This window comes from Pseudomonas weihenstephanensis, from assembly GCF_001043055.1.
Taxonomy (GTDB): domain Bacteria; phylum Pseudomonadota; class Gammaproteobacteria; order Pseudomonadales; family Pseudomonadaceae; genus Aquipseudomonas; species Aquipseudomonas weihenstephanensis.
The window spans coordinates 324,944-346,002 of sequence record NZ_JYLF01000004.1 but is presented as its reverse complement, the minus strand read 5'-3'; the positions used below and the strand labels follow the sequence as shown (position 1 = coordinate 346,002).

The following is a 21,059-nucleotide window of genomic DNA, read 5'->3' as shown; positions in this document are numbered from 1 at the left end:
GCTGTCACCAAAAGAGAATGCTGGCCATTCTAATCCCGGAGGCCGACTTTGTCTTGGCGAGGGTCAATGTAAGTATAGTGGTCGGCTTATTTATGAGGAGTGAAGCCATGGCTCGCATCAGCGTTGAACGCACCCATGCCCTGGGCATTGAGGCTGCACGGGTAAAAGCTCAGCAAGTGGTTGAGAAGCTGGCGGCGCAGTACGGCCTGCAACCTACCTGGTCAGGTGACAAGGTCCAATTGAAGCGGTCGGGAGTAGACGGCTTGCTGGAAATCGGTGAGCGCACGGTCAAGGTCGACGTGAAGCTCGGGATGCTGATGTCACCGATGAGTGGCATGATCCAGTCCGAAATTGAACGCTCGCTGGATAAAGCCTTGGCGTAAGAAGTGATGGCGACATGCACGCGGACTGTTCAGTAGAAGAAGTGTGACGGGTGAGAGCGCTTTAGAGTGTAGGCAGTGTGACTTTAAAGCGCCGAACAGAGCGAATGACATATATGAAAGTGCTCTCGGTATTGATCTAGAGCGTGTGGTTGATTAATGACAGCGAAGTCGGGGTAAGTCCTGTGTGGCTGAGTTGAACTACTGTTTTTCTCAGGAAGTTCAAATACACACAAGGAGCTGTTAAATGTCAGATTATCGATTTCAAGTTGTTCGCCAGTCTGTGGGTACCCATGAAGTTGCACGAGACAAATCCAGAGTTGTTGCTGAACTATTCATTGAGCAGCGCAAGGGATTTACTTTTACGGAACATGTCGCGAGCGAAGAGGTGACAGAATTTATAATTAAAAATAATGAAAGCATTGTGGTGGGCCAGTTGTTTGTTTTGATCAATAGTGTGTTGTTTTTCATCTTCGGCACCGCAGCAGCTGAAGAGGCATGGAATATGGAAGGCGACATGGTTGATCTTATGGATCATGCATTTCCGACAGCCAGTGCCGCAGAAAATTTATGACGGCTATCGAGTGTTTATTTCCCCCTGTACAGAATGAATCATCTATTCGCTGGCCCTGTTTTTGCGTGTGCCGCCAATCCGTACAAGCATGCCTTGAAACGGCCCTGATTAAGGTCTAAACCTAGTGCAGGTGAACAGGTTGTTCACCTTGATGAGTCGACAGTCTGCGGATGGACGTCGCAATTGAACATTGAGGGGAACACGATGGCGGCTAAAAAACCGGTGACACCTGCAAAAGACAACCACTCTTGGGTTGGCAAAGTTGAAGAGTACTCGCGCAAAATCTGGCTCGCGGGCTTGGGCGCGTACTCGAAAATTGATACGGATGGCAGCAAGTTGTTTGACAGCTTGGTCAAGGACGGTGAAAAGGCCGAAAAATTGACCAAGACCACTGAACCTAAAATGACCAAATCGTCTACGCGCTCTAAAGTTGACGATGTTAAAGAGTTGGCGCTAGGTAAATGGGGCGAGTTGGAAGAAGCCTTCGATAAACGCCTGAGCAGCGCTATTTCCCGGCTAGGTGTGCCGAGTCGTGATGAAGTGAAAGTGCTGCACGCCAAAGTAGAAACCCTGACCAAACACATTGAAAAGCTGACGGCAGCGGCTGCCAAAGTCACGGCGACCAAAGCGCCTGTTGCCAGCAAATCTGCGCCTGCAAAGCCTGCTGTAAAACCAGCAGTCAAAAAAGCACCTGTGGCTTCCGGTAAACCTGCGGCGGCCAAACCTGTTGTGAAGAAGCCGGCGGTGAGCAAAAAACCGGTGGCTCCGAAACCTGATTCGCCCGCTGCTTGATCGCAGCCTCGTCAGCGCCTCCTGTTGTCGCTGTCGAGGTACGAGGCTGCGATCGGGCGCGCAGCGGCCGTAGAGTCATTTAACGCGATACTTGAGCCACACTGCAGCGCTCGGGTTTGCGAGCGCTGCGCACTCGATCGCAGCCTCGCATTACTCGTCAGCGACTACAAAAAACCAGCACTTCGTGGGGGGGCGGTAACCGCGCACCCACAGAGCAAGCAGGCGTTACAGCATCAATTTGACGATGGACTCGGACGGGTCGCGTGACTTGCCGGCTTTTTTCAATTCTTCCAGATAGTCTGCCCACAGCGCGTCTTGACGCTGGCCCAATTGATACAGGTATTGCCAGGTAAACAGCCCGCTGTCGTGGCCGTCATCGAAGCTGATCTTTAAGGCGTATTGGCCTGCGGGCTCAATGTTGTTGATGCCCACATTGATCTTGCCGTGTTGCAAGATCGGATTACCGTGGCCTTGCACCTCGGCGGAGGGGGAGTGCACGCGTAAAAGCTCGGCAGGCAGATAAAACTCCTCGCCTGAGGGGTATTTCAGCGTCAGTGCTTTCGAGGCTTTGTGCAGGTTGATGGCGCTCGGGTTCATGGTCATAACCTTTGGTTTCACACAAACAATAAAGCCGCTGGCGCAGACTGCAATCGCCAACGACGTTGGCGCAGGATACTAAGATCACTGAAGGCCGGTGGCCTTATCGCAGCCCGCATCAGCGGCTACAGGAGGTGCAAGCGCTTTTACAAGATGTAGCGCGACAGGTCTTCGTTTTCTGCCAATTCGCCCAAATGGCTGTTCACGTACTCGGCGTCGATACGAATCGGTTCGTCTTGATGAGCACTGGCGATATCACCGGCACTGAAAGACACCTCTTCGAGCAAGCGCTCAAGCAACGTGTGCAAGCGACGCGCACCGATGTTCTCGGTTTTCTCGTTCACTTTCCAGGCAATTTCAGCCAGGCGCTTGATGCCTTCAGGCATGAACTCGATGTTCAGGCCTTCAGTTTTCAGCAGCTCGCGGTATTGCTCGGTCAGGGAGGCATGCGGTTCGCTGAGGATACGTTCGAAGTCTTCCGGCGACAACGCTTTGAGCTCAACCCGAATCGGCAAACGGCCTTGCAGCTCAGGTACCAGGTCGCTAGGTTTGCTGAGGTGGAAGGCGCCCGAAGCAATAAACAGGATGTGGTCAGTTTTGACCATGCCCAGTTTGGTGTTGACGGTGCAACCTTCGATCAGCGGCAGCAGGTCGCGCTGTACGCCTTCACGCGATACATCAGCACCGCCCACGTTGCCACGCTTGGCCACTTTGTCGATTTCGTCGATGAACACAATGCCGTGCTGCTCAACCGCTTCCAGCGCCTTGGCTTTGAGTTCTTCGTCGTTGACCAGGCGGCCCGCTTCTTCGTCACGCACCATTTTCAGGGCTTCTTTGACTTTCAGCTTGCGGCTCTTGCGCTTGCCTTTGCCCATGTTGGCAAACAGGCTCTGCAATTGGTTGGTCATTTCTTCCATGCCAGGCGGCGCGGAAATATCGACGCCCACGGCATCGGCGACTTCGATTTCGATTTCTTTATCGTCCAGCTGACCTTCGCGCAGACGCTTGCGGAACAGTTGGCGGGTGTTGGAATCCTGCGGGGTGGCCGCTTCTTCGCCGAAGGTGCGAGCCGGTGGCAGCAGTGCGTCAAGGATGCGCTCTTCTGCGGCGTCTTCTGCACGATGGCGAACTTTGACGATCTCTTGCTCGCGCAGCAGTTTGATGGCTGCATCGGCCAGGTCACGAATGATCGACTCTACGTCGCGGCCGACATAGCCCACTTCGGTGAACTTGGTGGCTTCGACTTTGATGAACGGTGCGTTGGCCAGTTTGGCCAGACGACGGGCGATTTCGGTTTTACCGACACCGGTCGGGCCGATCATCAAGATGTTTTTGGGGGTCACTTCAACACGCAGCTCTTCAGGCAGCTGCATGCGGCGCCAGCGGTTACGCAACGCGATGGCGACGGCGCGTTTGGCATCGTCCTGGCCGATGATATGGCGATTGAGTTCGTGGACGATTTCGCGGGGAGTCATGGACATAGTAGTTGGCGTTCCTCTAGCAGAATGAAGGGGCACAAACGGGTCGGTGAATTGACCCGGCCAGCGGCTTATTCGGCGAGGTCCTGCTCCTCAAGAGTGATGTTGTGGTTAGTGAATACACAGATGTCGCCGGCAATGCCCAGCGCAGTTTCGGCAATTTCGCGGGCCGACAGATCGGTTTTCATCAGCAACGCGCGGGCTGCGGCCTGGGCGAATGCACCCCCCGACCCCATGGCGATCAAGCCGTCTTCTGGCTCAACCACGTCCCCGTTGCCGGTGATGATCAAAGAAGCGTCTTTGTTGGCCACGGCCAGCATGGCTTCAAGGCGGCTCAGCGAGCGGTCGGTACGCCATTCTTTGGCTAACTCGACGGCTGCGCGAACCAGATGGCCTTGATGTTTTTCAAGCTGGCCTTCAAAGCGTTCGAACAGGGTGAATGCATCAGCGGTGGCACCGGCGAAACCGGCTATGACCTGACCGTGATAGAGACGACGGACTTTTTTCGCGTTGCCTTTCATGACGGTGTTGCCAAGTGAAACCTGGCCGTCGCCAGCCATGACAACTTTGCCGTGACGGCGTACTGAAACGATGGTGGTCAAGGGAGAGTCTCCACGCAGCGGGGCGAAAATGCCTGATGGAGATACATATGGGGGTTGTAGCGAATATTTCAACAGTGGGAAGGCAATGCGGATGAACGGAGAACGGACAAATCCTGTAGCAGCTGTCGAGGATCGATGGCTGCTACAGGTCAAGCACTTGCCCGGTGGCGTGCCAGGTATTACCGGCGCTGCTGTAGCAACAAGTTACTAAAGCCGCTGCCCGCCAGTTGCTTCTGCGCAACAGTCAGCTGGTCACGGTTGCTGAAGGGGCCAACCAGCACGCGGTACCAGGTTTCGTCTTTCACGGTGCCGGCTTCAACCGTTGCGGTTTGGCCGAGCAAGATGATTTGCGCACGCACTTTTTCCGCGTCGGCTTGTTTGCGGAACGAGCCCGCCTGCAAGAAGAACTTGGTTACCGGCGCCGCTTTCACCACGGGCGGTGCAGGTGGCGGGGTCACACCGCTCAAGGCAGCCTGAGCGCGGGCCGTGTCAATTTTTGCCGCTTCGGCCGGGGTTACCGGTGCCAGTGGCGCAGTTTGCGGCGTTGGTGGGGTTTTTTCCGGTACGGCTTCTGGCGGCACGATCACTTCAGACTCGGGCAACAAGGTGTAGAAGTCGTACTTGGGCTTGATCGGTTGCGCAGGGCTTGGCGGCGTTTTATTTGCCTGGGCCGTTTGCGACGCCTTTTGCTGCTCTTGCTTGACGCGCTTGACGTCGTCGCCCTTGCCGGGTTCGAGTTTCATCAAAAACACGATAAATGCGCCCACGGTCAGGCCGATGGCCATCCACAGCCAACCTGGAATCGGTTGTTTGGCGGGCGCCTGATACCGGCTGGCGCCACGCTTGGGTGCAGGTTTTTTCTTGGCGGCCAACTTACATGCGCTCCAGAGTTTCCAGGCCCAGCAATTCCAGACCTTGCTTGAGGGTACGGCCCGCCAGGGCTGCCAGGCGCAGGCGGCTTTGTTTTTGTGCTTCGTCTTCGGCGTTCAGGATCGGGCAGTTCTCATAGAAGCTGGAGAACAGGCCTGCCACTTCGTACAGGTAGGTGCACAAAGTGTGCGGCGTGCCTTTTTCAGCCACGTTATTGAGCACTTCACCGAACTGCGCCAGCTTGGCGGCAAGCTCTTGCTCTTGTGGCGCTTGCAGCACGATCTGGCCTTCAACTTCGGTGAAGTTTTTGCCCAGTTTGCGGAACACGCCCGCCACACGGGTGTAGGCGTACAGCAAGTAAGGCGCGGTATTGCCTTCGAAGTTCAACATCAGGTCGAAGTTGAAGCTGTAATCGCTGGTGCGGTGCTTGGACAAGTCGGCGTATTTCACCGCGTCGATGCCGACCACTTTGGCGATGGCACGCAGTTCGTCTTCTGGCAGCTCAGGGTTTTTCTCTTTGACCAGGGTGTAGGCGCGCTCTTTGGCTTCATTGAGCAGGTCGATCAGTTTAACCGTGCCACCGTCGCGGGTTTTGAATGGGCGGCCGTCTGCGCCGTTCATGGTGCCGAAGCCCATGTGTTCCATTTCCATCGGGTGGGTCACGAAACCGGCTTTGCGCGCAACGGCAAACACTTGCTGGAAGTGCAGCGCCTGACGCTGGTCGACAAAGTACAGGGCGCGGTCTGCTTTCAATACGCCGCTGCGATAGCGGATGGCTGCCAGGTCGGTGGTGGCATACAGGTAGCCGCCGTCGGCCTTGACGATGATCACCGGCAACGGCTCGCCGTCAGCGTTTTTGAACTCGTCGAGGAACACGCATTGTGCGCCATTGCTCTCGACCAGCATGCCTTTGGCCTTGAGGTCGTTGACGACGTTGATCAGGTCGTCGTTGTAGGCGCTTTCGCCCATCACATCGGCCATGGTCAGTTTGACGTTCAGCAGTTCGTAGATTTTCTGGCAATGCGACAGCGAGATGTCTTTGAACTTGGCCCACAGTGCCAGGCAGTCCGGGTCGCCGGCTTGCAGCTTGACCACCAGGCTACGGGCGCGGTCGGCGAACTCTGGCGACTCGTCGAAACGCTGCTTGGCCGCACGGTAGAAGTTTTCGAGGTCAGACAGCTCGTCGCTGGTGATCGGGTTTTCTTCCAGGTAGGCCATCAACATGCCGAACTGAGTGCCCCAGTCGCCCACGTGGTTTTGACGAATCACGTCGTCACCGAGGAACTCAAGTACCCGGGCTACGCCGTCGCCAATGATGGTGGAGCGCAAGTGGCCGACGTGCATTTCTTTGGCCAGGTTGGGCGCGGACATGTCGATCACGGTGCGCATGGCGGGGGTAGCCTTGCGTACGCCGATTTTCTCGTCAGCCAGGGCTGCGTCCAGGCGTGAGGCCAGTGCCTGGGTGTTTTGGAAGAAGTTCAGGAAGCCGGGACCGGCGATTTCGGTTTTGCTGATTTGTTCATCGGCCGGCAGGGCGGCGATGATTTTTTCAGCCAGATCGCGCGGCTTCATGCCGGCCGGCTTTGCCAGCATCATGGCGATGTTGCTGGCAAAGTCGCCGTGTGTCTTGTCACGGGCGTTTTCCACCTGAATCGCTGGCGTCAGGCCTTCAGGCAACACACCTTCTGTGACGAGTTGAGCTAGGGCTTGTTGAATCAGCTGGCGAATGGTGTCTTTCATGGTCTTCTCTTTCGACCGCAAGCGCGGTAGCGCTTCAGTGCGCAGGTGGAAAAACTGGGCATTATCCGTTGCCGGGTCGGCCTTGCCAACCTTGGCAGTTGGGTAATGGATCTGCGGTGATGATCACGCGGTTGTCCCGGATCACTTCGCTTTTATCAGGGTGCATAAATTTTGCGGCGTGAGCTTGCTCGCGATCAACAGTTTGGCGGTCAATACAGGTCGACCGGATCAACGTCCAGGGACCAGCGCACTTGTCGCGCGCTGGGCATTTGTTCGAGCAGCAGCAGCCATTGGTTGAGCAAGCGGTGCAGCGGCGCGCGCGCGTTGGCTTGTAACAATAATTGCGCGCGGTAGCGTCCGGCACGGCGCTCCATGGGCGCAGGCACCGGGCCGAGCAGTTCGACGCCGGTCAGGTTCAGTTCGCCCAGCAGGCGTTCGGCCTCGCTGCATGCCTGGTCCAAAAAGCCTTCGGCTTGCCCCGGTTTGTGGGCTTCGGCCCGGAGCAGGGCCAAGTGCGCAAAAGGCGGCAGGCCCGCCGCTCGCCGCTCGCTCAATGCTTGTTCAGCGAAGGCAAAGTAGCCTTGTTCGGTGAGTTGAATCAGCAGCGGGTGGTCAGCCAAGTGGGTCTGGATAATCACTTTGCCCGGTTCTTGCGCCCGCCCAGCGCGCCCGGCCACCTGCACAATCAATTGGGCCATGCGTTCGCTGGCGCGAAAGTCGCCGGAGAACAGGCCACCATCGGCGTCCAGAATCGACACCAGCGTCACCCGTGGGAAGTGATGACCCTTGGCGAGCATTTGTGTGCCGATCAAAATGCACGGCTTGCCTTTCTGGATGGTGGCAAACAGCTGGTTCATCGCATCTTTGCGCGAAGTGCTGTCGCGGTCGACCCGTAAAACCGGGTAGTCGGGAAATAAAATCCCCAGCCGCTCTTCAGCACGCTCCGTACCTGCACCGACCGGGCGCAAGTCAACTTTGCCGCATTGCGGGCAATTGCGCGGCACACGCTCTACATGGCCGCAGTGATGGCAGCGCAACTCGCCCGAGCGCTGGTGCACGGTCATGCGCGCATCGCAGCGTTGGCATTCCGACATCCAGCCGCAGTCATGGCACAGCAACGTAGGGGCAAAGCCACGGCGGTTGAGGAAGACCAGCACTTGCTGGCCTGCCGCCAGGGTCTGACCAATGGCTTGTTGCATTGGCCCGGATATGCCGCTGTCCAGCGGGCGACTTTTCACATCCAGGCGCAGGAAACGTGGCTGCCTGGCGCCCCCTGCGCGTTCATTAAGGCGCAGCAAACCATAGCGACCGGTGTAGGCGTTATGCAGGCTTTCGAGAGATGGCGTGGCAGAGCCGAGCACGATGGGGATGTTTTCCTGGCGTGCGCGCACCAGCGCCAAATCGCGGGCGTGATAGCGCAAACCTTCTTGCTGCTTATAAGAGCCGTCGTGTTCTTCGTCGATGATGATCAGCCCCGGGTTTTTCATCGGGGTGAACAGTGCTGAACGGGTGCCAATAATAATGTCGGCTTCGCCATCGCGAGCGGCCAACCAGCTTTCCAGGCGCTCGCGGTCGTTAACCGCCGAGTGCACCAGCGCAATACGCGCATTGAAACGCTGTTCGAAGCGGGCCAGGGTCTGCGGGCCGAGGTTGATCTCCGGGATCAGGACCAGCGCCTGTTTGCCAGCTTGAAGGGTTTCGCGGATCAGCTGCAAATACACTTCGGTCTTGCCGCTGCCGGTTACCCCGGCCAATAGAAATGCATGGAAGCTGCCAAGTCCTGCGTGGATGGCTTCATAGGCCGCCTGCTGTTCGCTGTTGAGCGGCAGTTCAGGCTGCGCCAGCCAGTGGTCGTGACGCTCAAGGGGTGCGTGGCGGCGGATTTCTACGCTGACCAACTCTTTAGCCAGCAGCAGGTCGAGGCTGTCTTTACTCAGCATTAACTTGCTAAGCAGCGTATGTGCGACGCCATGCGGGTGCTGGGCCAGAGTGGCCAGTGCTTCACGCTGACGGGGTGCGCGGGCAATGCGCGGGTCGTCGAGACGGGCGCCGGGCGCCATCTGCCAAAACCGCTCTTGTCGGGTTTCAGCCAGCTCCCCCTGACGCAGCAGTACGGGCAAGGCCCAGCTCAGGGTGTCGCCCAGACTGTGCTGGTAGTACTGCGAGGTCCATAAACACAGTTTGAGCAGCGAGGCGGGCAGCGGCGCGGTGGTATCGAGCAATGCAATCGCCGGTTTGAGCTTGTCGGCCGGGACCTCACTGTGATCGACCACCTCAACCAGAATGCCGATCATCTCGCGCCGCCCGAACGGTACCCGCAAGCGCATGCCCGGCTGCAATTGATCGCGTCGCACGCCCGCAGGCGCCCGATAGTCAAACAGGCGGCGCAGGGGGGAAGGCAGGGCAAGGCGCAAAATGGCGTCGGGCACGCGGGGCTCTCAAGTGATGAACGGCAAAGATGGCCCGGAGCCTAGCAGACAAAGCGCTGCGCGACTAAAAGGCAGGGCACTGAAAGGCGAATGATTTTAGCGGGAGCATGATTGGCTGCTTGCGTCAATGCATAGGTCTGGTATTATCGGCGCCCTAAATTTACGTGCGGTATTCAACAATGGTGTTGAGTGGCGGCACGCTAGCCTGAGGAATACCCATGAAAGCCGATATCCATCCAGCGTACGAAACAATCCTGGTAACTTGCAGCTGCGGCAACAAGTTCGAAACTCGTTCGAACCTGTGCAAGCCTCTGGGCACTGACGTATGCAACGAGTGCCACCCGTTCTACACCGGTAAGCAAAAAACTCTGGACATTGGCGGTCGTGTTGATCGCTTCAAGACTCGTTTTGGTGCTTTCGGCGCTAAAGCAGCCGCTCCAGCAGCAGAAGCAGAAAAAGCCGCCGAGTAAGGCGCATGACCTTGGGCAACCTTTTGAGGCTGGCCGGGTTATTGAAAAAGGCGTCCCTTGCGGGCGCCTTTTTTGTGCCTGCGATTTGGCTTTCCAGCGTACAGGCCCAGGTACTGTGCCCTGCGCCAAAAGCGCCCACACCCGCGCAAGTCGAGCGCGTGGTCGATGGCGACACCTTGCGCCTCAAAGACGGGCGCAGCGTGCGCATGATCGGTCTCAATGCGCCAGAAACCGGCAAAAAAGGCCAAACCGCCGAACCTTTTGCGGAGGCGGCGCGCCAACGGCTGCAAGCGCTGGTGGCGCGCAGTGATGGCCGCGTGGGGTTGCTGACAGGCAAGCAGGCGCAGGACCGCTATGGGCGCACCCTGGCCCATGTGTTCGGGGCAGACGGCAGCAACCTTGAAGCTCAACTGCTGGCAGACGGTCTGGCTTATCAGGTGGCCATTGCACCCAATACCGAACTGCTGGGCTGCCAACAGGCGGCAGAACAGCGCGCACGCTCCGCCAGGGCCGGGATGTGGCGCCAATCGCCGGTGCAGGCTCCGCAGCACATCACCCGCTCCGGTTTCGCGCTAGTGGGTGCAAAAGTGAGCCGGGTTCAGCGCAATCGTGGTGGCTTTTGGATCGACCTTGAAGGCGGACTGGTGTTGCACATTGCACCCAATCAACTGACCCATTTCGATCAAAAACGTCTCGCTAACTTGAAGGGCACGCAGCTTGAGGCGCGTGGCTGGGTGCTGGACCGTTCACGGCGTGGCGGGTTGAAGCCGGGTCAGGCGCGCTGGATGCTGCCATTGACGCATCCGGAGATGTTTAAAGTCGTCGCTCGCTAAAAATTGTAGACAATTTTTAATGTGGATTGTGAACACTCTAGCCCTTACGGGCCGCGGCTCTTGGTCCAAAGTCGTAGGGTAAAGCCCTTGACACTGCTGACTGGTCAGTCTTGTCGGGACTTTACGACACGCGTATGCTCGGCGATCCGTCTGTCCAACAGCAAAAAAGCGGAATGCCCCTATGTCTGATTTGAAAACCGCCGCTCTCGAATATCATGCCCAGCCACGTCCAGGGAAACTGAGTGTCGAGCTCACCAAACCTACCGCTACCGCCCGCGATCTCGCGCTGGCCTACAGCCCGGGTGTAGCCGAACCAGTGCGTGAAATCGCCCGCGATCCTGAACTGGCCTACAAGTACACCGGCAAGGGCAACCTGGTCGCAGTGATTTCTGACGGCACCGCCATTCTGGGCCTGGGTAACCTTGGCCCATTGGCTTCCAAGCCTGTGATGGAAGGCAAAGGCGTACTGTTCAAGCGCTTTGCCGGTATCGACGTATTCGATATCGAAGTTGATTCCGAGAGCCCACAGGCTTTCATCGACACCGTTAAACGCATTTCCATCACCTTCGGCGGCATCAACCTCGAAGACATCAAAGCCCCTGAGTGCTTTGAGATCGAACGTGCTCTGATCGAGCAGTGCGATATTCCGGTATTCCACGATGACCAGCACGGCACCGCGATTGTGACGGCGGCCGGCATGATCAATGCCCTGGAAATCGCAGGCAAAACCCTGTCTGACGCCAAAATCGTCTGCCTGGGCGCTGGCGCTGCGGCCATCTCCTGCATGAAGTTGCTGGTGAGCATGGGCGCGACCCTCGAAAACATTTTCATGGTTGACCGTACCGGTGTGATCCACTCCGGCCGCGACGACCTTAACCAGTACAAAGCAGTGTTTGCTCACGCGACTGAAAAACGCACCCTGGCAGATGCCTTGGACGGCGCAGACGTGTTTGTTGGCCTGTCGGGTCCAAACTTGCTGAGCGCTGAAAACCTGCTGCGCATGGCGCCGAACCCGATCGTGTTCGCGTGCTCGAACCCGGACCCGGAAATCGCGCCAGAGCTGGCACACGCCACGCGTAACGACGTGATCATGGCCACTGGCCGTTCGGACTACCCGAACCAGGTCAACAACGTGCTGGGCTTCCCGTTCATCTTCCGCGGTGCATTGGACGTTCGCGCCAAACGCATCAACGAAGAGATGAAAATCGCAGCGGCCAACGCCTTGCGTGAACTGGCCAAACTGCCAGTACCACAAGAGGTTTGTGACGCCTACGGCGGTATCAAGCTGGAATTTGGTCGTGAGTACATCATTCCCAAACCAATGGATGCCCGCCTGATCACCGTGATCTCCGATGCTGTGGCCAAGGCTGCCATCGAGACCGGCGTTGCGACCCTGCCGTACCCGAAAAACTACCCGCTCAAAAGCGTGGATGACGTGTTCAACGGCTAAGCCGCGATAGCGTTTTACCCAAGCCCCGGCTCGTGAGAGTCGGGGCTTTTTTGTGCTCGGTGAATTAACGCATAGTCATTTATCGGCATCTTATGAAATTTTAGGAAAACGCCTACACGGGGAGTCTGGTGCTATCCGTTAGCGTTCATCTCTTCCTGCGTCGCCGACCTGAAGGCTACACCATCGTCCTTTACACCTATGGCGCCCCCCGTGCGGGTGATGAGGCGTTTATCGCCGGTGCATCACCGGATGATCAATTGGGCCTGCGAAACCTTGGCGCAGCACGCGGCCTGCTCTCTGGCTCTTGAGGTAACGCTGGCAGGAAGCCTTGGATCTTAACCGTGCGCGGATGACCGATCTAGAGCTGGAGTGGGTCGAAACCCTGCTGGAGCGGGCGAAGTGTATGGCCATCACGCTGCCCAGCCTGAGGCGCTGGCTGTGAACATCGAGCGCTGGCTGGTCCACGCTGAAAATAAGCGCCAAGAGCAAGTGGCGATGGCGCCGACAGGGCTGTCGATGCGGGAGTTAACGGCCTCGATCACCGGCTTCAGAGAGCCTGTAATCGGTGCGCCGTTTGATATTGATGACCTTCTGAAAGGGGCCTAACGACACGCTGCCCATGCATGGCAGCGTGTCGTCGGGGATTAGAACAGGTCGATCGGTGCGCCTTCATCCGCTGGCAACGGGCTGCCCGGTGCGACGCCATTGCTCAACTCGCTGTTGGACGGCGGCGTGTCTTCACTTTTGAACAACTCAAAGTACGCACCCGGTGTGCCCGGTGAGGCGACGCGACCGCTGATCGGGTCGATCCGCAGGCTGAGGATGCCTTCGGGTTCTGCCTGAGTATGCGCGGGCTTGCCCTTGAGCGCGCCGCCCATGTAGTGGATCCAGATCGGTAGCGCCACCGTACCGCCGTATTCGCGACGACCCAGGCTTTCAGGCTGGTCGAAACCGGTCCAGACCGTGGTCACGTAATCGGCGTTATAGCCCGAGAACCACGCATCCTTGGATTCGTTGGTGGTACCGGTTTTGCCCGCCAAATCGGTGCGGCCCAAGGCCAGTGCGCGGCGACCGGTGCCCAGCTTGATCACGTCCTGCAACATGCTGGTCAGGATGTAGGCGGTGCGCCCGTCGATAATGCGCTCCGCAACCGCCTGGGTTTCAACGGTTGGCAGGCCCGGTGCGGCATTGATCGTGTCGATGGTCAGCGCTTCGGCCTGCGGCGGTACGTCTTTGCTGTCGGTTTTCGGCACGCTTGGCGGGTTGGCCACGAACAGCGTTTCGCCGTTGCGGCTTTCAATTTTGTCGATCAGATACGGCGTGATTTTGTAACCGCCGTTGGCAAACGTACTCCAGCCGGTGGCGATTTCCATCGGCGTTAACGTCGCGGTACCGAGTGCCAGCGACAGGTTGCGCGGCAGGTCCTGCTTGTTGAAGCCAAAACGGCTGATGTAGTCGACCGTCTTGTCGACGCCCAGGCTTTGCAGCAGGCGAATCGACACCAGGTTGCGCGACTTGTACAGCGCTTCGCGCACGCGGATCGGGCCGAGGAAGGTGTTGTTGTCGTTTTTCGGGCGCCAGACTTTGTCCTGGTACTCGTCGACAAACACGATCGGTGCATCGTTCACCAGCGTGGCGGCGGTGTAGCCGTTATCCAGCGCCGCGCTGTAAACGAAGGGTTTGAAACTTGAACCCGGTTGGCGCTTGGCCTGCATCGCGCGGTTGTAATTGCTTTGCTCGAACGCGAAGCCACCCACCAGTGCGCGAATGGCGCCGTTGTTCGGGTCCAGAGACACCAGTGCGCCTTGCACGGTGGGCACCTGGCTGAACTTGAGGCTGGCGTCGGCTTGCGGCTGCACACGAATCAAATCGCCTACTTGCGCCACATCCGAAGGCTGCTTGGGCATCGGGCCCATGCTGTTGGTATTCAGAAAGCGCCGCGCCCATTTCATGCTGTCCCACGGCACACGGCCTTCACCGGTGCGGGTCAGCACTTGCAGGCCGTCTTTGTCGACCTCGGTCACGATCGCAGGCTCAAGGCCGGTGATTGCACGTTGTTTGGCCAGCTCTTGCGTCCACGCGGCCAGGGTCTTGCCAGGGAAGCGGGATTCTGGTCCGCGATAACCGTGGCGTTGATCGTAGGTGATCAGCCCTTCTTCGACAGACTTGTTCGCCAGCTCCTGAAGATCGCTCGGTACGGTGGTGGTGACACGGTAGCCCTCGGTGTAGGCCTCGCTGCCATAACGGCCGACCATTTCGGCGCGGGCCATTTCAGCAATGTAAGGCGCGTTCACCTCGGGCGTTGGCACGTGATAGCTGGCGTTTACCGGTTCGGCAATGGCGGCCTGGTAGCTGGCCTGATCGATTTTGCCCAGCTTGTACATGCGGCCCAGAATCCAGTCGCGGCGCTCTTTGCTGCGCACCGGGTTGGCCAGCGGGTTGAAGCGCGACGGGGCTTTTGGCAGACCGGCGATCATTGCCATCTGCGCCAGGCTCAAGTCCCGGATCGATTTGCCGTAATAGACCTGTGCGGCTGACTCGATGCCATAGGCGCGGTTGCCCAGGTAAATCTTGTTCACGTACAGCTCAAGGATTTCGTCCTTGGTCAGTTCGCGCTCGATTTGCAGGGCCAGCAGAATTTCGTTGGTTTTGCGCGAAAAGCTCCGCTCACTGGAGAGGAAATAGTTCTTCGCCACCTGCATGGTGATCGTGCTGCCGCCCGATTGTATGTGTCCGCTTTTTACCAACTGGGTGGCGGCACGCATCAGGCTGCTGGGGTCGACCCCGTAATGATTGGCGAAGTTGTCATCTTCTGCCGACAGCAGCGCATTAATGAAGTTGGGCGGAATGTCGGCGAACTTGATCGGTGAGCGGCGCATTTCGCCAAACTCTGCGATCAATTTGCCGTCGCTGGTGTAGACCCGTAAAGGAATCTGCAACTGGATGCTTCTCAACGACTCTACAGACGGCAAGCCAGGACTAAGATAGAGAAACGCACCGCTCAACCCGAGCACGAGCCCGCAGATCACAGCAACGAATGACCACCCGAAAAACTTCAGCAGACGAATCAAGGCTTTTGAATTTCCAGATTAAGAAATGGGTTGCACGTCAGGGCAGTGCGCAGGAGCGCCGGGTCGACAATGCGGAAAAAACGCCCGGCATTATAAGCATTTTTCGTGCATGAGCGTCATGGGCCTCATGTCGGAACGGGATATGAACGGATCTCATTTTTAACCCTCCGTAAGTCACGGATTGCATTAGGGAAAACAGCAGTGTCCGGATTTTTCACGACAAAGCCCCAGCGGTATGTGGGCATCGAAGTCGGTGCGCAGTCGATCAATATGGTCGAACTGAGCCGCTCGCGCAGTGGCATTCAGCTTGAAGCCTATGCCATAGAACCCCTGCCAGCCATGCCTGTGCACGATCTGACCGGCATCCCGGCAAAAAGTGTCGCGCAGGCGTTACTAAAGGCACTCGGCGACGCTGGGGTGCAGGCGCGGGATGCCGTGATGTCGATGCCCGATACACAGGTCATCAGTAAAGTCATTCGTGTGGAAGCGGGCCTGAGCACCAGCGATCTTGAGCTGCATGTGCGGCTGGAGGCCGAGCAATACGTCCCGTACAGCCTCGACGAAGCGGCACTGGATTTCGATGTGTTGGGGGTATCAGACGTGGACCCTCAACAACTGGATGTTTTGCTGGTCGTGTGCCGGCAAGAGACCCTCGATTGGCATCAAGCTGTCTTGCTGGGCGCAGGCTTGAACCCGCGTGTCATTGAGGTTCAAAGCCATGCCTTGGCCCGCGGGCTTGAAGGGTTAAGTCGTTTGCCCGGCTATGAGGTGAGCGAACCTTTAGCGGGCATCAAGCGTAACCCCCGACTCGCACCCGACGCTGTGTTCTGCGATGCTGCGCAGCTATTAACAGCCTGTGGTCTGGCCTTGAGGGGGTTCGATTAATGGCAGGAATCAATTTACTGCCCTGGCGCGAGTGGCTGCGCGAAAAGCGTCGCAAACGCTATGTGATGGTGTTAGTTGCACTGTTGGCCGTTGCGGCCGCAGGGCTGTATGCGCTGGATCATTTCGTTGACCGGGCGGTAGAGCGCCAGCTGGCGCGCAATGATCTGATACGCAGCGCGATGGTGCAGCTCGATGGTCGGGCGCAACAAATTGATCAGTTGAAAGTGCGGCGCGAGCAATTGCTCGAGCGCATGCAAACCATCGAGACCCTGCAAGGTAATCGGTCCGGCAGCAGCATTGTGTTCGATCAGTTGGCGCGCAGTTTGCCCGGCGGGGTGTATTTCACCGACGTGAAAATGGCCGAGCGCACAATCGCGATAACGGGCGTAGCGCAGTCCAACGCGCTGGTTGCAGAACTAATGCGTAACCTGGATGCCTCGCACTGGCTCGAAGCGCCAGCACTGATAGAAGTGAAGGCGGGCATCGAAAAAGATGGTAGCCATACCCGATTGTTTCAGATGACCGTGCATCAGTCGCAAAACGCCCATGATGGCAGTCAGTTTTGATGGGTACGCAATGGCTGGAGAGCCTGCGTACTTTTGACGTGCAAACGTTAAGTTTGAAGCAGGCAGGCGCCTGGACAACAGGGCGTCAAGCAGCGACGGCGGTGCTAGTGATGGCCGCAGTCCTGGCGCTGGGGTACGTGCTTTTAGTGCAGCCCGGGTTGGCACACCTTCAGCAGCAGCGCAGTGTTGAACCGCAATTGAAAGCGCAATGGGAGGCCAGAGTGCGGGAGGTTGCGACGCTTGAGCGCTATCGCCAACACCTTCAATCGCTGCAAACCACCTTCGACGACGTGCACAGCCAGCTCCCCAGCCAGGCTCAAGTGCCTGGCCTGCTGGAAGAAGTGTCACGGATCAGCCTCAGCCGTGGCCTGGTCATCGAGCACATGCAATGGCTGCCCCAAACCCTGCAACCTTTTTACACCGAACTCCCCTTGCAACTGCTGCTGGTGGGTGGCTACCACGACCTGGGGCTTTTCCTCGGTGACATCGCCACTTTGCCGCGTATCGTCACGCTCCACGACTTCACCCTCACGGCCGCCACGGATGGCGCCAACGGCCCGCTGCGCATGACATTGCTGGCCAAAACCTATCGCGCCAATGATCAAGGATCGATCCCATGAGTGTGCATGCCCACTGCCTTGTCGCGGCGGCGCTGGTCAGTTTGATGGGGTGTGACAGCCCGCAAAGCATCGCGCAGTTAGCGCGCGACTTGCACACGGCCCACGCGCACGTTGGCAGTGTGATTGACCCCCTGCCTGCGCGGGTGCAACGCCAGCCGTTTGTCTACGAGGCCACCTTATTGCGAAGCCCTTTTCACGGGTTGCACGAAGATCAAGGCAGCCATTGGCAAGCCAGTCTGCTGGATTACCCGCAGCATGAGGCGCGCAGCAGAGGCCTGTTGGAAGGCACCGAACTGGCGCAGTTCGAACTGGTGGGCACGTTGTCCAATCACCAGCAGGCCAACGCCTTGCTGCGCGCCAAGGGCGTCGTTCACCGTGTGCAGCCAGGTGATTACCTTGGCCGCAACAACGGCCAGATTGCCGCCATTACCCCGCAACACGTTGAAGTGTTTGAAGTGATTTCCGATGGTCGGGGCGGATGGCTTGAGCGAACCCTGACGATCTCTCTGAAACAGCAGTCTTAACGGAAATACACCATGAAAAGGATTTTCCCGGTCTGTGGACTGGCGCTATGGAGTGCGCTGAATTCACAGGCAGTGCTGGCCAATGTGCCCGCGATGTTGCCTGACCACGCCTCACCCTGGCTCGAATCGCCTGTGCCGAACACGCCCCCGGTTTACTCAGGGGACGTGCTGTCCCTCAACTTTCAAGACATCGAAGTGCGCACGGTGCTGCAAGTACTGGCCGATTTCACCCGGCTCAACTTGGTGGTCAGCGATACGGTGCAAGGCAATGTCACGCTCAGCTTGCAAGACGTACCGTGGGATCAGGCACTGGATGTGGTGCTCAAAAGCAAAGGGTTGGATAAGCGCGTGCAGGGCAATGTGTTATTGATTGCGCCCAAGGACGAAATCGCGAGCTACGCGCATCAGGACCTGGCTGAGCGCAACCCGCTGGCCGATCTGGCGCCTTTGCGCCGTGAATTGGTGCAGGTCAATCACGCCAGGGCGGCGGATATTGCCGCGCTCTTTCAGTCGGTGATCAGTGGGCAAACAGGCGAGCCAGGGCGCGGGTCGATCACGGTGGATGAGCGCACCAACCACATCATCGCGTTTCAGTCACCCGAGCGGCTGGACGAGTTGCGGCGCATCGTGGCTCAACTGGATGTGCCGGTGCGTCAGGTCATGATCGAGGCGCGAATTGTGGAGGCCGGTGTCGATTTCGAAAAAAGCCTGGGCGTGCGTTGGGGCGGGGCATTACGCCAGGCAAGCCAGTGGACGGCGAGCGGCATCGCCAAACCGGTTGTGCAGGGGGCAGGGGAGGTGAGTGCGCCGTTTGTGGACATGGGCATTGCAGGCCATACCTCGGGGTTGGGTATCGCATTCATCACCAACAATGTGTTGCTGGACCTTGAACTCAGCGCCATGGAAAAAACCGGGAATGGCGAGATTATTTCTCAGCCTAAGGTCGTCACGGCAGACAAGGAAACCGCCCGCATCTTGAAGGGCACTGAAATCCCTTATCAGGAGTCCACGTCCAGTGGTGCAACCTCGGTGTCGTTCAAAGAGGCGTCCCTGTCGCTGGAAGTGACCCCGCAGATCACTGCTGATAACAGCGTCATCATGCAAGTCGTCGTCACCAAAGATGAGCCTGACTACCTGAACATGGTCAACAACGTGCCCCCCATCAAGAAAAACGAAGTGCAGGCCAAGGTGCTGGTCAAAGATGGCGAAACCATCGTGATTGGAGGCGTGTTCTCAAATACGCAAAGCAATGTGGTAGATAAAGTGCCATTTTTAGGCGATCTACCGTATGTTGGCCGACTTTTCCGCCGGGACCTGGTCCTCGAAAAAAAATCCGAGCTGCTGGTGTTCTTGACTCCGCGTATCATGAACAATCAGGCGATTGCTGCGAGTCATTGATTCTGTGCGAAATTTGATTCTTGTTGGGCCAATGGGCGCCGGTAAAAGCACCATTGGACGTTTGCTGGCAAAGGAGCTGCGGCTGCCGTTCAAAGATTCCGACAAGGAAATCGAACTGCGCACCGGCACCAATATCCCGTGGATCTTCGATAAAGAAGGCGAGGCGGGTTTTCGTGATCGCGAAACCGCCATGATTGAGTGCCTGTGCAAAGAAGATGGCATTGTGCTTGCGACTGGCGGTGGCGCCGTCATGCGCCCCGAGAACCGTGCGTTGCTGTATGCCGGTGGCCGTGTGGTGTATTTGCATGCCTCGATTGAGCAACAGGTCGCGCGCACCTCGCGTGACCGTAATCGGCCGCTGCTGCGCAATGCCAACCCCGAGAAAATCCTTCGCGATTTGCTGGCGATCCGTGATCCGCTTTATCGCGAAATCGCCGATGTAGTGGTCGAAACCGATGAGCGGCCACCGCGAATGGTGGTTTTGGACATTCTGGAGCGTCTGGCCCAGCTTCCTCCCCGTTAAAGCTTGTCACAAAATGCGCTATCCTCGGCGCCGGCCTTGCCCGTTCAGCGGTATGGCCAAAGGCTACTGGGCTGCGTCATTACCCGGCGCGGCCAACACTTGATAATTGCGAGACAGGGCGCCCGTCGTCCTTTTCAATGCGGGGATTCATGCAGACACTGAAGGTTGATCTAGGCGAGCGCAGCTACCCGATTCATATTGGCGAAGGCCTGTTGGATCAGCCGCAGTTGCTGGCCCCACACATCGCCGGTCGCCAAGTGGCGATTGTGACCAACGAAACCGTAGCGCCTCTCTATCTTGAGCGTCTGACCCGCAGCCTGGCGGCCTATTCGGTACTGCCGATTATCCTGCCCGACGGCGAATCGTTTAAAAACTGGGAAACCCTGCAACTGATTTTCGATGGCCTGCTCACCGCACGCCATGACCGTCGCACCACGGTGATCGCCTTGGGCGGCGGCGTGATTGGTGACATGGCCGGCTTTGCAGCGGCGTGCTATCAGCGCGGCGTTGATTTCATTCAGGTGCCCACCACGTTGCTGTCTCAGGTGGACTCATCGGTAGGCGGCAAAACCGGCATCAACCATCCGCTGGGCAAAAACATGGTCGGTGCGTTCTATCAGCCCAACCTGGTGCTGATCGATACCACCAGCCTGAACACGCTCCCGGCCCGCGAATTGTCCGCAGGTCTGGCGGAGGTCATCAAGTACGGCCTGATCTGCGACGAACCGTTTTTGACCTGGCTTGAAGAGCACGTCGACGCGCTGCGCGCGCTCGATCAGGTGGCCCTGACGACCGCCATTCAGCGCTCGTGCGCGGCCAAGGCTGAAGTGGTAGGTGCGGATGAACGCGAGGCAGGCGTGCGCGCCACCCTCAACCTGGGCCACACCTTTGGCCATGCCATCGAAACCCATATGGGCTACGGCGTGTGGTTGCACGGTGAAGCCGTGGCGGCAGGCACCGTGATGGCGCTGGAAATGTCCGCACGTTTGGGCTGGATCACCCACGCCGAACGTGACCGCGGTATTCGCTTGTTTGAACGTGCGGGTTTGCCAGTGGTGCCACCGGCCGAAATGACCCCCGCCGATTTCATGGAACACATGGCAATTGATAAAAAAGTGATCGACGGCCGCTTGCGCCTGGTGCTGTTGCGCCGGATGGGCGAAGCCACAGTGACCGACGATTATCCACAAGAGGTTCTACAGGCCACGCTGGGTGCGGATTACCGCGCGCTGGCTCAGCTTAAAGGTTAATAAGATC

The 21,059-nt window shown here is 58.0% G+C and carries 20 protein-coding genes and 2 pseudogenes; 15 read left to right on the top strand and 7 right to left on the bottom strand.

Annotation, left to right across the window (positions count from 1 at the left end):
- Nucleotides 1-107 precede the first annotated feature (107 nt).
- From TU86_RS12195 to TU86_RS12185, 3 genes and pseudogenes are all read left to right on the top strand, one after another.
- Nucleotides 108-383 (top strand): polyhydroxyalkanoic acid system family protein, encoded by a 276-nt coding sequence (locus tag TU86_RS12195; protein WP_048364563.1) that lies wholly within the window; start codon nucleotides 108-110, stop codon nucleotides 381-383.
- A 244-nt stretch (nucleotides 384-627) separates the two neighbouring features.
- Nucleotides 628-954 carry a hypothetical protein gene (locus TU86_RS12190; protein WP_048364562.1) on the top strand — a complete coding sequence of 109 codons (327 nt, stop codon included), beginning with the start codon at nucleotides 628-630 and terminating at the stop codon, nucleotides 952-954.
- Between the two features lie 204 nt (nucleotides 955-1,158).
- Nucleotides 1,159-1,743 (top strand): annotated as a pseudogene (locus tag TU86_RS12185) (phasin family protein); the annotation flags it as partial.
- 228 nt (nucleotides 1,744-1,971) lie between these two features.
- Here the strand turns inward: TU86_RS12185 and TU86_RS12180 are convergent.
- The 6 genes from TU86_RS12180 to TU86_RS12155 all read right to left on the bottom strand — a co-directional run bounded on the left by TU86_RS12180 (nucleotide 1,972) and on the right by TU86_RS12155 (nucleotide 9,462).
- Nucleotides 1,972-2,343, bottom strand: a complete 372-nt coding sequence (locus tag TU86_RS12180) for a gamma-butyrobetaine hydroxylase family protein (protein ID WP_048364560.1) — start codon at nucleotides 2,341-2,343, stop codon at nucleotides 1,972-1,974.
- Nucleotides 2,344-2,489: 146 nt separating this feature from the next.
- The gene (hslU, locus tag TU86_RS12175) at nucleotides 2,490-3,824 is read right to left on the bottom strand and encodes an ATP-dependent protease ATPase subunit HslU (RefSeq protein ID WP_048364559.1); all 1,335 of its coding nucleotides are present in this window, start codon (nucleotides 3,822-3,824) and stop codon (nucleotides 2,490-2,492) included.
- Nucleotides 3,825-3,892: 68 nt separating this feature from the next.
- On the bottom strand, nucleotides 3,893-4,423 hold the full coding sequence (hslV, locus tag TU86_RS12170) for an ATP-dependent protease subunit HslV (RefSeq protein WP_048364558.1): 531 nt from the start codon (nucleotides 4,421-4,423) through the stop codon (nucleotides 3,893-3,895).
- Nucleotides 4,424-4,602: 179 nt separating this feature from the next.
- The gene (locus TU86_RS12165; protein ID WP_048364557.1) at nucleotides 4,603-5,295 is read right to left on the bottom strand and encodes an SPOR domain-containing protein; all 693 of its coding nucleotides are present in this window, start codon (nucleotides 5,293-5,295) and stop codon (nucleotides 4,603-4,605) included.
- A 1-nt stretch (nucleotide 5,296) separates the two neighbouring features.
- The gene (argS, locus tag TU86_RS12160) at nucleotides 5,297-7,033 is read right to left on the bottom strand and encodes an arginine--tRNA ligase (RefSeq protein WP_048364556.1); all 1,737 of its coding nucleotides are present in this window, start codon (nucleotides 7,031-7,033) and stop codon (nucleotides 5,297-5,299) included.
- A gap of 209 nt (nucleotides 7,034-7,242) precedes the next feature.
- Entirely contained in the window at nucleotides 7,243-9,462 is a 2,220-nt protein-coding gene (locus TU86_RS12155) for a primosomal protein N' (protein WP_048364555.1), read from the bottom strand.
- Nucleotides 9,463-9,680: 218 nt separating this feature from the next.
- Between TU86_RS12155 and rpmE the strand changes: the two genes are divergently transcribed.
- The 5 genes from rpmE (at nucleotide 9,681) to TU86_RS12135 (ending at nucleotide 12,821) form a co-directional block, all read left to right on the top strand.
- Nucleotides 9,681-9,932, top strand: coding sequence for a 50S ribosomal protein L31 (gene rpmE, locus TU86_RS12150; RefSeq protein ID WP_019825265.1), 252 nt, complete (start codon nucleotides 9,681-9,683; stop codon nucleotides 9,930-9,932).
- A gap of 5 nt (nucleotides 9,933-9,937) precedes the next feature.
- Nucleotides 9,938-10,765, top strand: coding sequence for a thermonuclease family protein (locus tag TU86_RS12145; protein WP_048364554.1), 828 nt, complete (start codon nucleotides 9,938-9,940; stop codon nucleotides 10,763-10,765).
- A 181-nt stretch (nucleotides 10,766-10,946) separates the two neighbouring features.
- Nucleotides 10,947-12,215 (top strand): malic enzyme-like NAD(P)-binding protein, encoded by a 1,269-nt coding sequence (locus tag TU86_RS12140; RefSeq protein ID WP_048364553.1) that lies wholly within the window; start codon nucleotides 10,947-10,949, stop codon nucleotides 12,213-12,215.
- Nucleotides 12,216-12,343: 128 nt separating this feature from the next.
- Nucleotides 12,344-12,523: a hypothetical protein gene (locus TU86_RS22895; protein ID WP_157395902.1), complete on the top strand. Its 180-nt coding sequence runs from the start codon at nucleotides 12,344-12,346 to the stop codon at nucleotides 12,521-12,523.
- 130 nt (nucleotides 12,524-12,653) lie between these two features.
- On the top strand, nucleotides 12,654-12,821 hold the full coding sequence (locus TU86_RS12135; protein WP_157395901.1) for a hypothetical protein: 168 nt from the start codon (nucleotides 12,654-12,656) through the stop codon (nucleotides 12,819-12,821).
- Between the two features lie 38 nt (nucleotides 12,822-12,859).
- Here the strand turns inward: TU86_RS12135 and TU86_RS12130 are convergent, their stop codons facing one another.
- A complete protein-coding gene (locus TU86_RS12130) occupies nucleotides 12,860-15,283 on the bottom strand; it encodes a penicillin-binding protein 1A (protein WP_420876367.1) in 2,424 nt (807 codons plus the stop codon).
- Between the two features lie 204 nt (nucleotides 15,284-15,487).
- On the opposite strand from TU86_RS12130, the gene pilM reads away from it, so the two are divergent.
- The 7 genes and pseudogenes from pilM to aroB all read left to right on the top strand — a co-directional run bounded on the left by pilM (nucleotide 15,488) and on the right by aroB (nucleotide 21,052).
- On the top strand, nucleotides 15,488-16,171 hold the full coding sequence (gene pilM / locus TU86_RS12125; protein ID WP_048364550.1) for a type IV pilus biogenesis protein PilM: 684 nt from the start codon (nucleotides 15,488-15,490) through the stop codon (nucleotides 16,169-16,171).
- Nucleotides 16,171-16,737, top strand: coding sequence for a PilN domain-containing protein (locus tag TU86_RS12120; RefSeq protein WP_048364549.1), 567 nt, complete (start codon nucleotides 16,171-16,173; stop codon nucleotides 16,735-16,737). Before pilM ends, TU86_RS12120 begins: the two co-directional genes overlap by 1 nt.
- A complete protein-coding gene (locus TU86_RS12115; RefSeq protein ID WP_048364548.1) occupies nucleotides 16,737-17,357 on the top strand; it encodes a type IV pilus inner membrane component PilO in 621 nt (206 codons plus the stop codon). Before TU86_RS12120 ends, TU86_RS12115 begins: the two co-directional genes overlap by 1 nt.
- Nucleotides 17,354-17,881, top strand: a complete 528-nt coding sequence (locus tag TU86_RS12110) for a pilus assembly protein PilP (protein ID WP_048364547.1) — start codon at nucleotides 17,354-17,356, stop codon at nucleotides 17,879-17,881. Before TU86_RS12115 ends, TU86_RS12110 begins: the two co-directional genes overlap by 4 nt.
- A gap of 153 nt (nucleotides 17,882-18,034) precedes the next feature.
- Nucleotides 18,035-19,279: pseudogene (locus TU86_RS12105) on the top strand (type IV pilus secretin PilQ); the annotation flags it as partial.
- Between the two features lie 4 nt (nucleotides 19,280-19,283).
- The gene (aroK, locus tag TU86_RS12100) at nucleotides 19,284-19,802 is read left to right on the top strand and encodes a shikimate kinase AroK (protein ID WP_048364758.1); all 519 of its coding nucleotides are present in this window, start codon (nucleotides 19,284-19,286) and stop codon (nucleotides 19,800-19,802) included.
- 149 nt (nucleotides 19,803-19,951) lie between these two features.
- Entirely contained in the window at nucleotides 19,952-21,052 is a 1,101-nt protein-coding gene (gene aroB / locus TU86_RS12095) for a 3-dehydroquinate synthase (protein ID WP_048364545.1), read from the top strand.
- Nucleotides 21,053-21,059 lie beyond the last annotated feature (7 nt).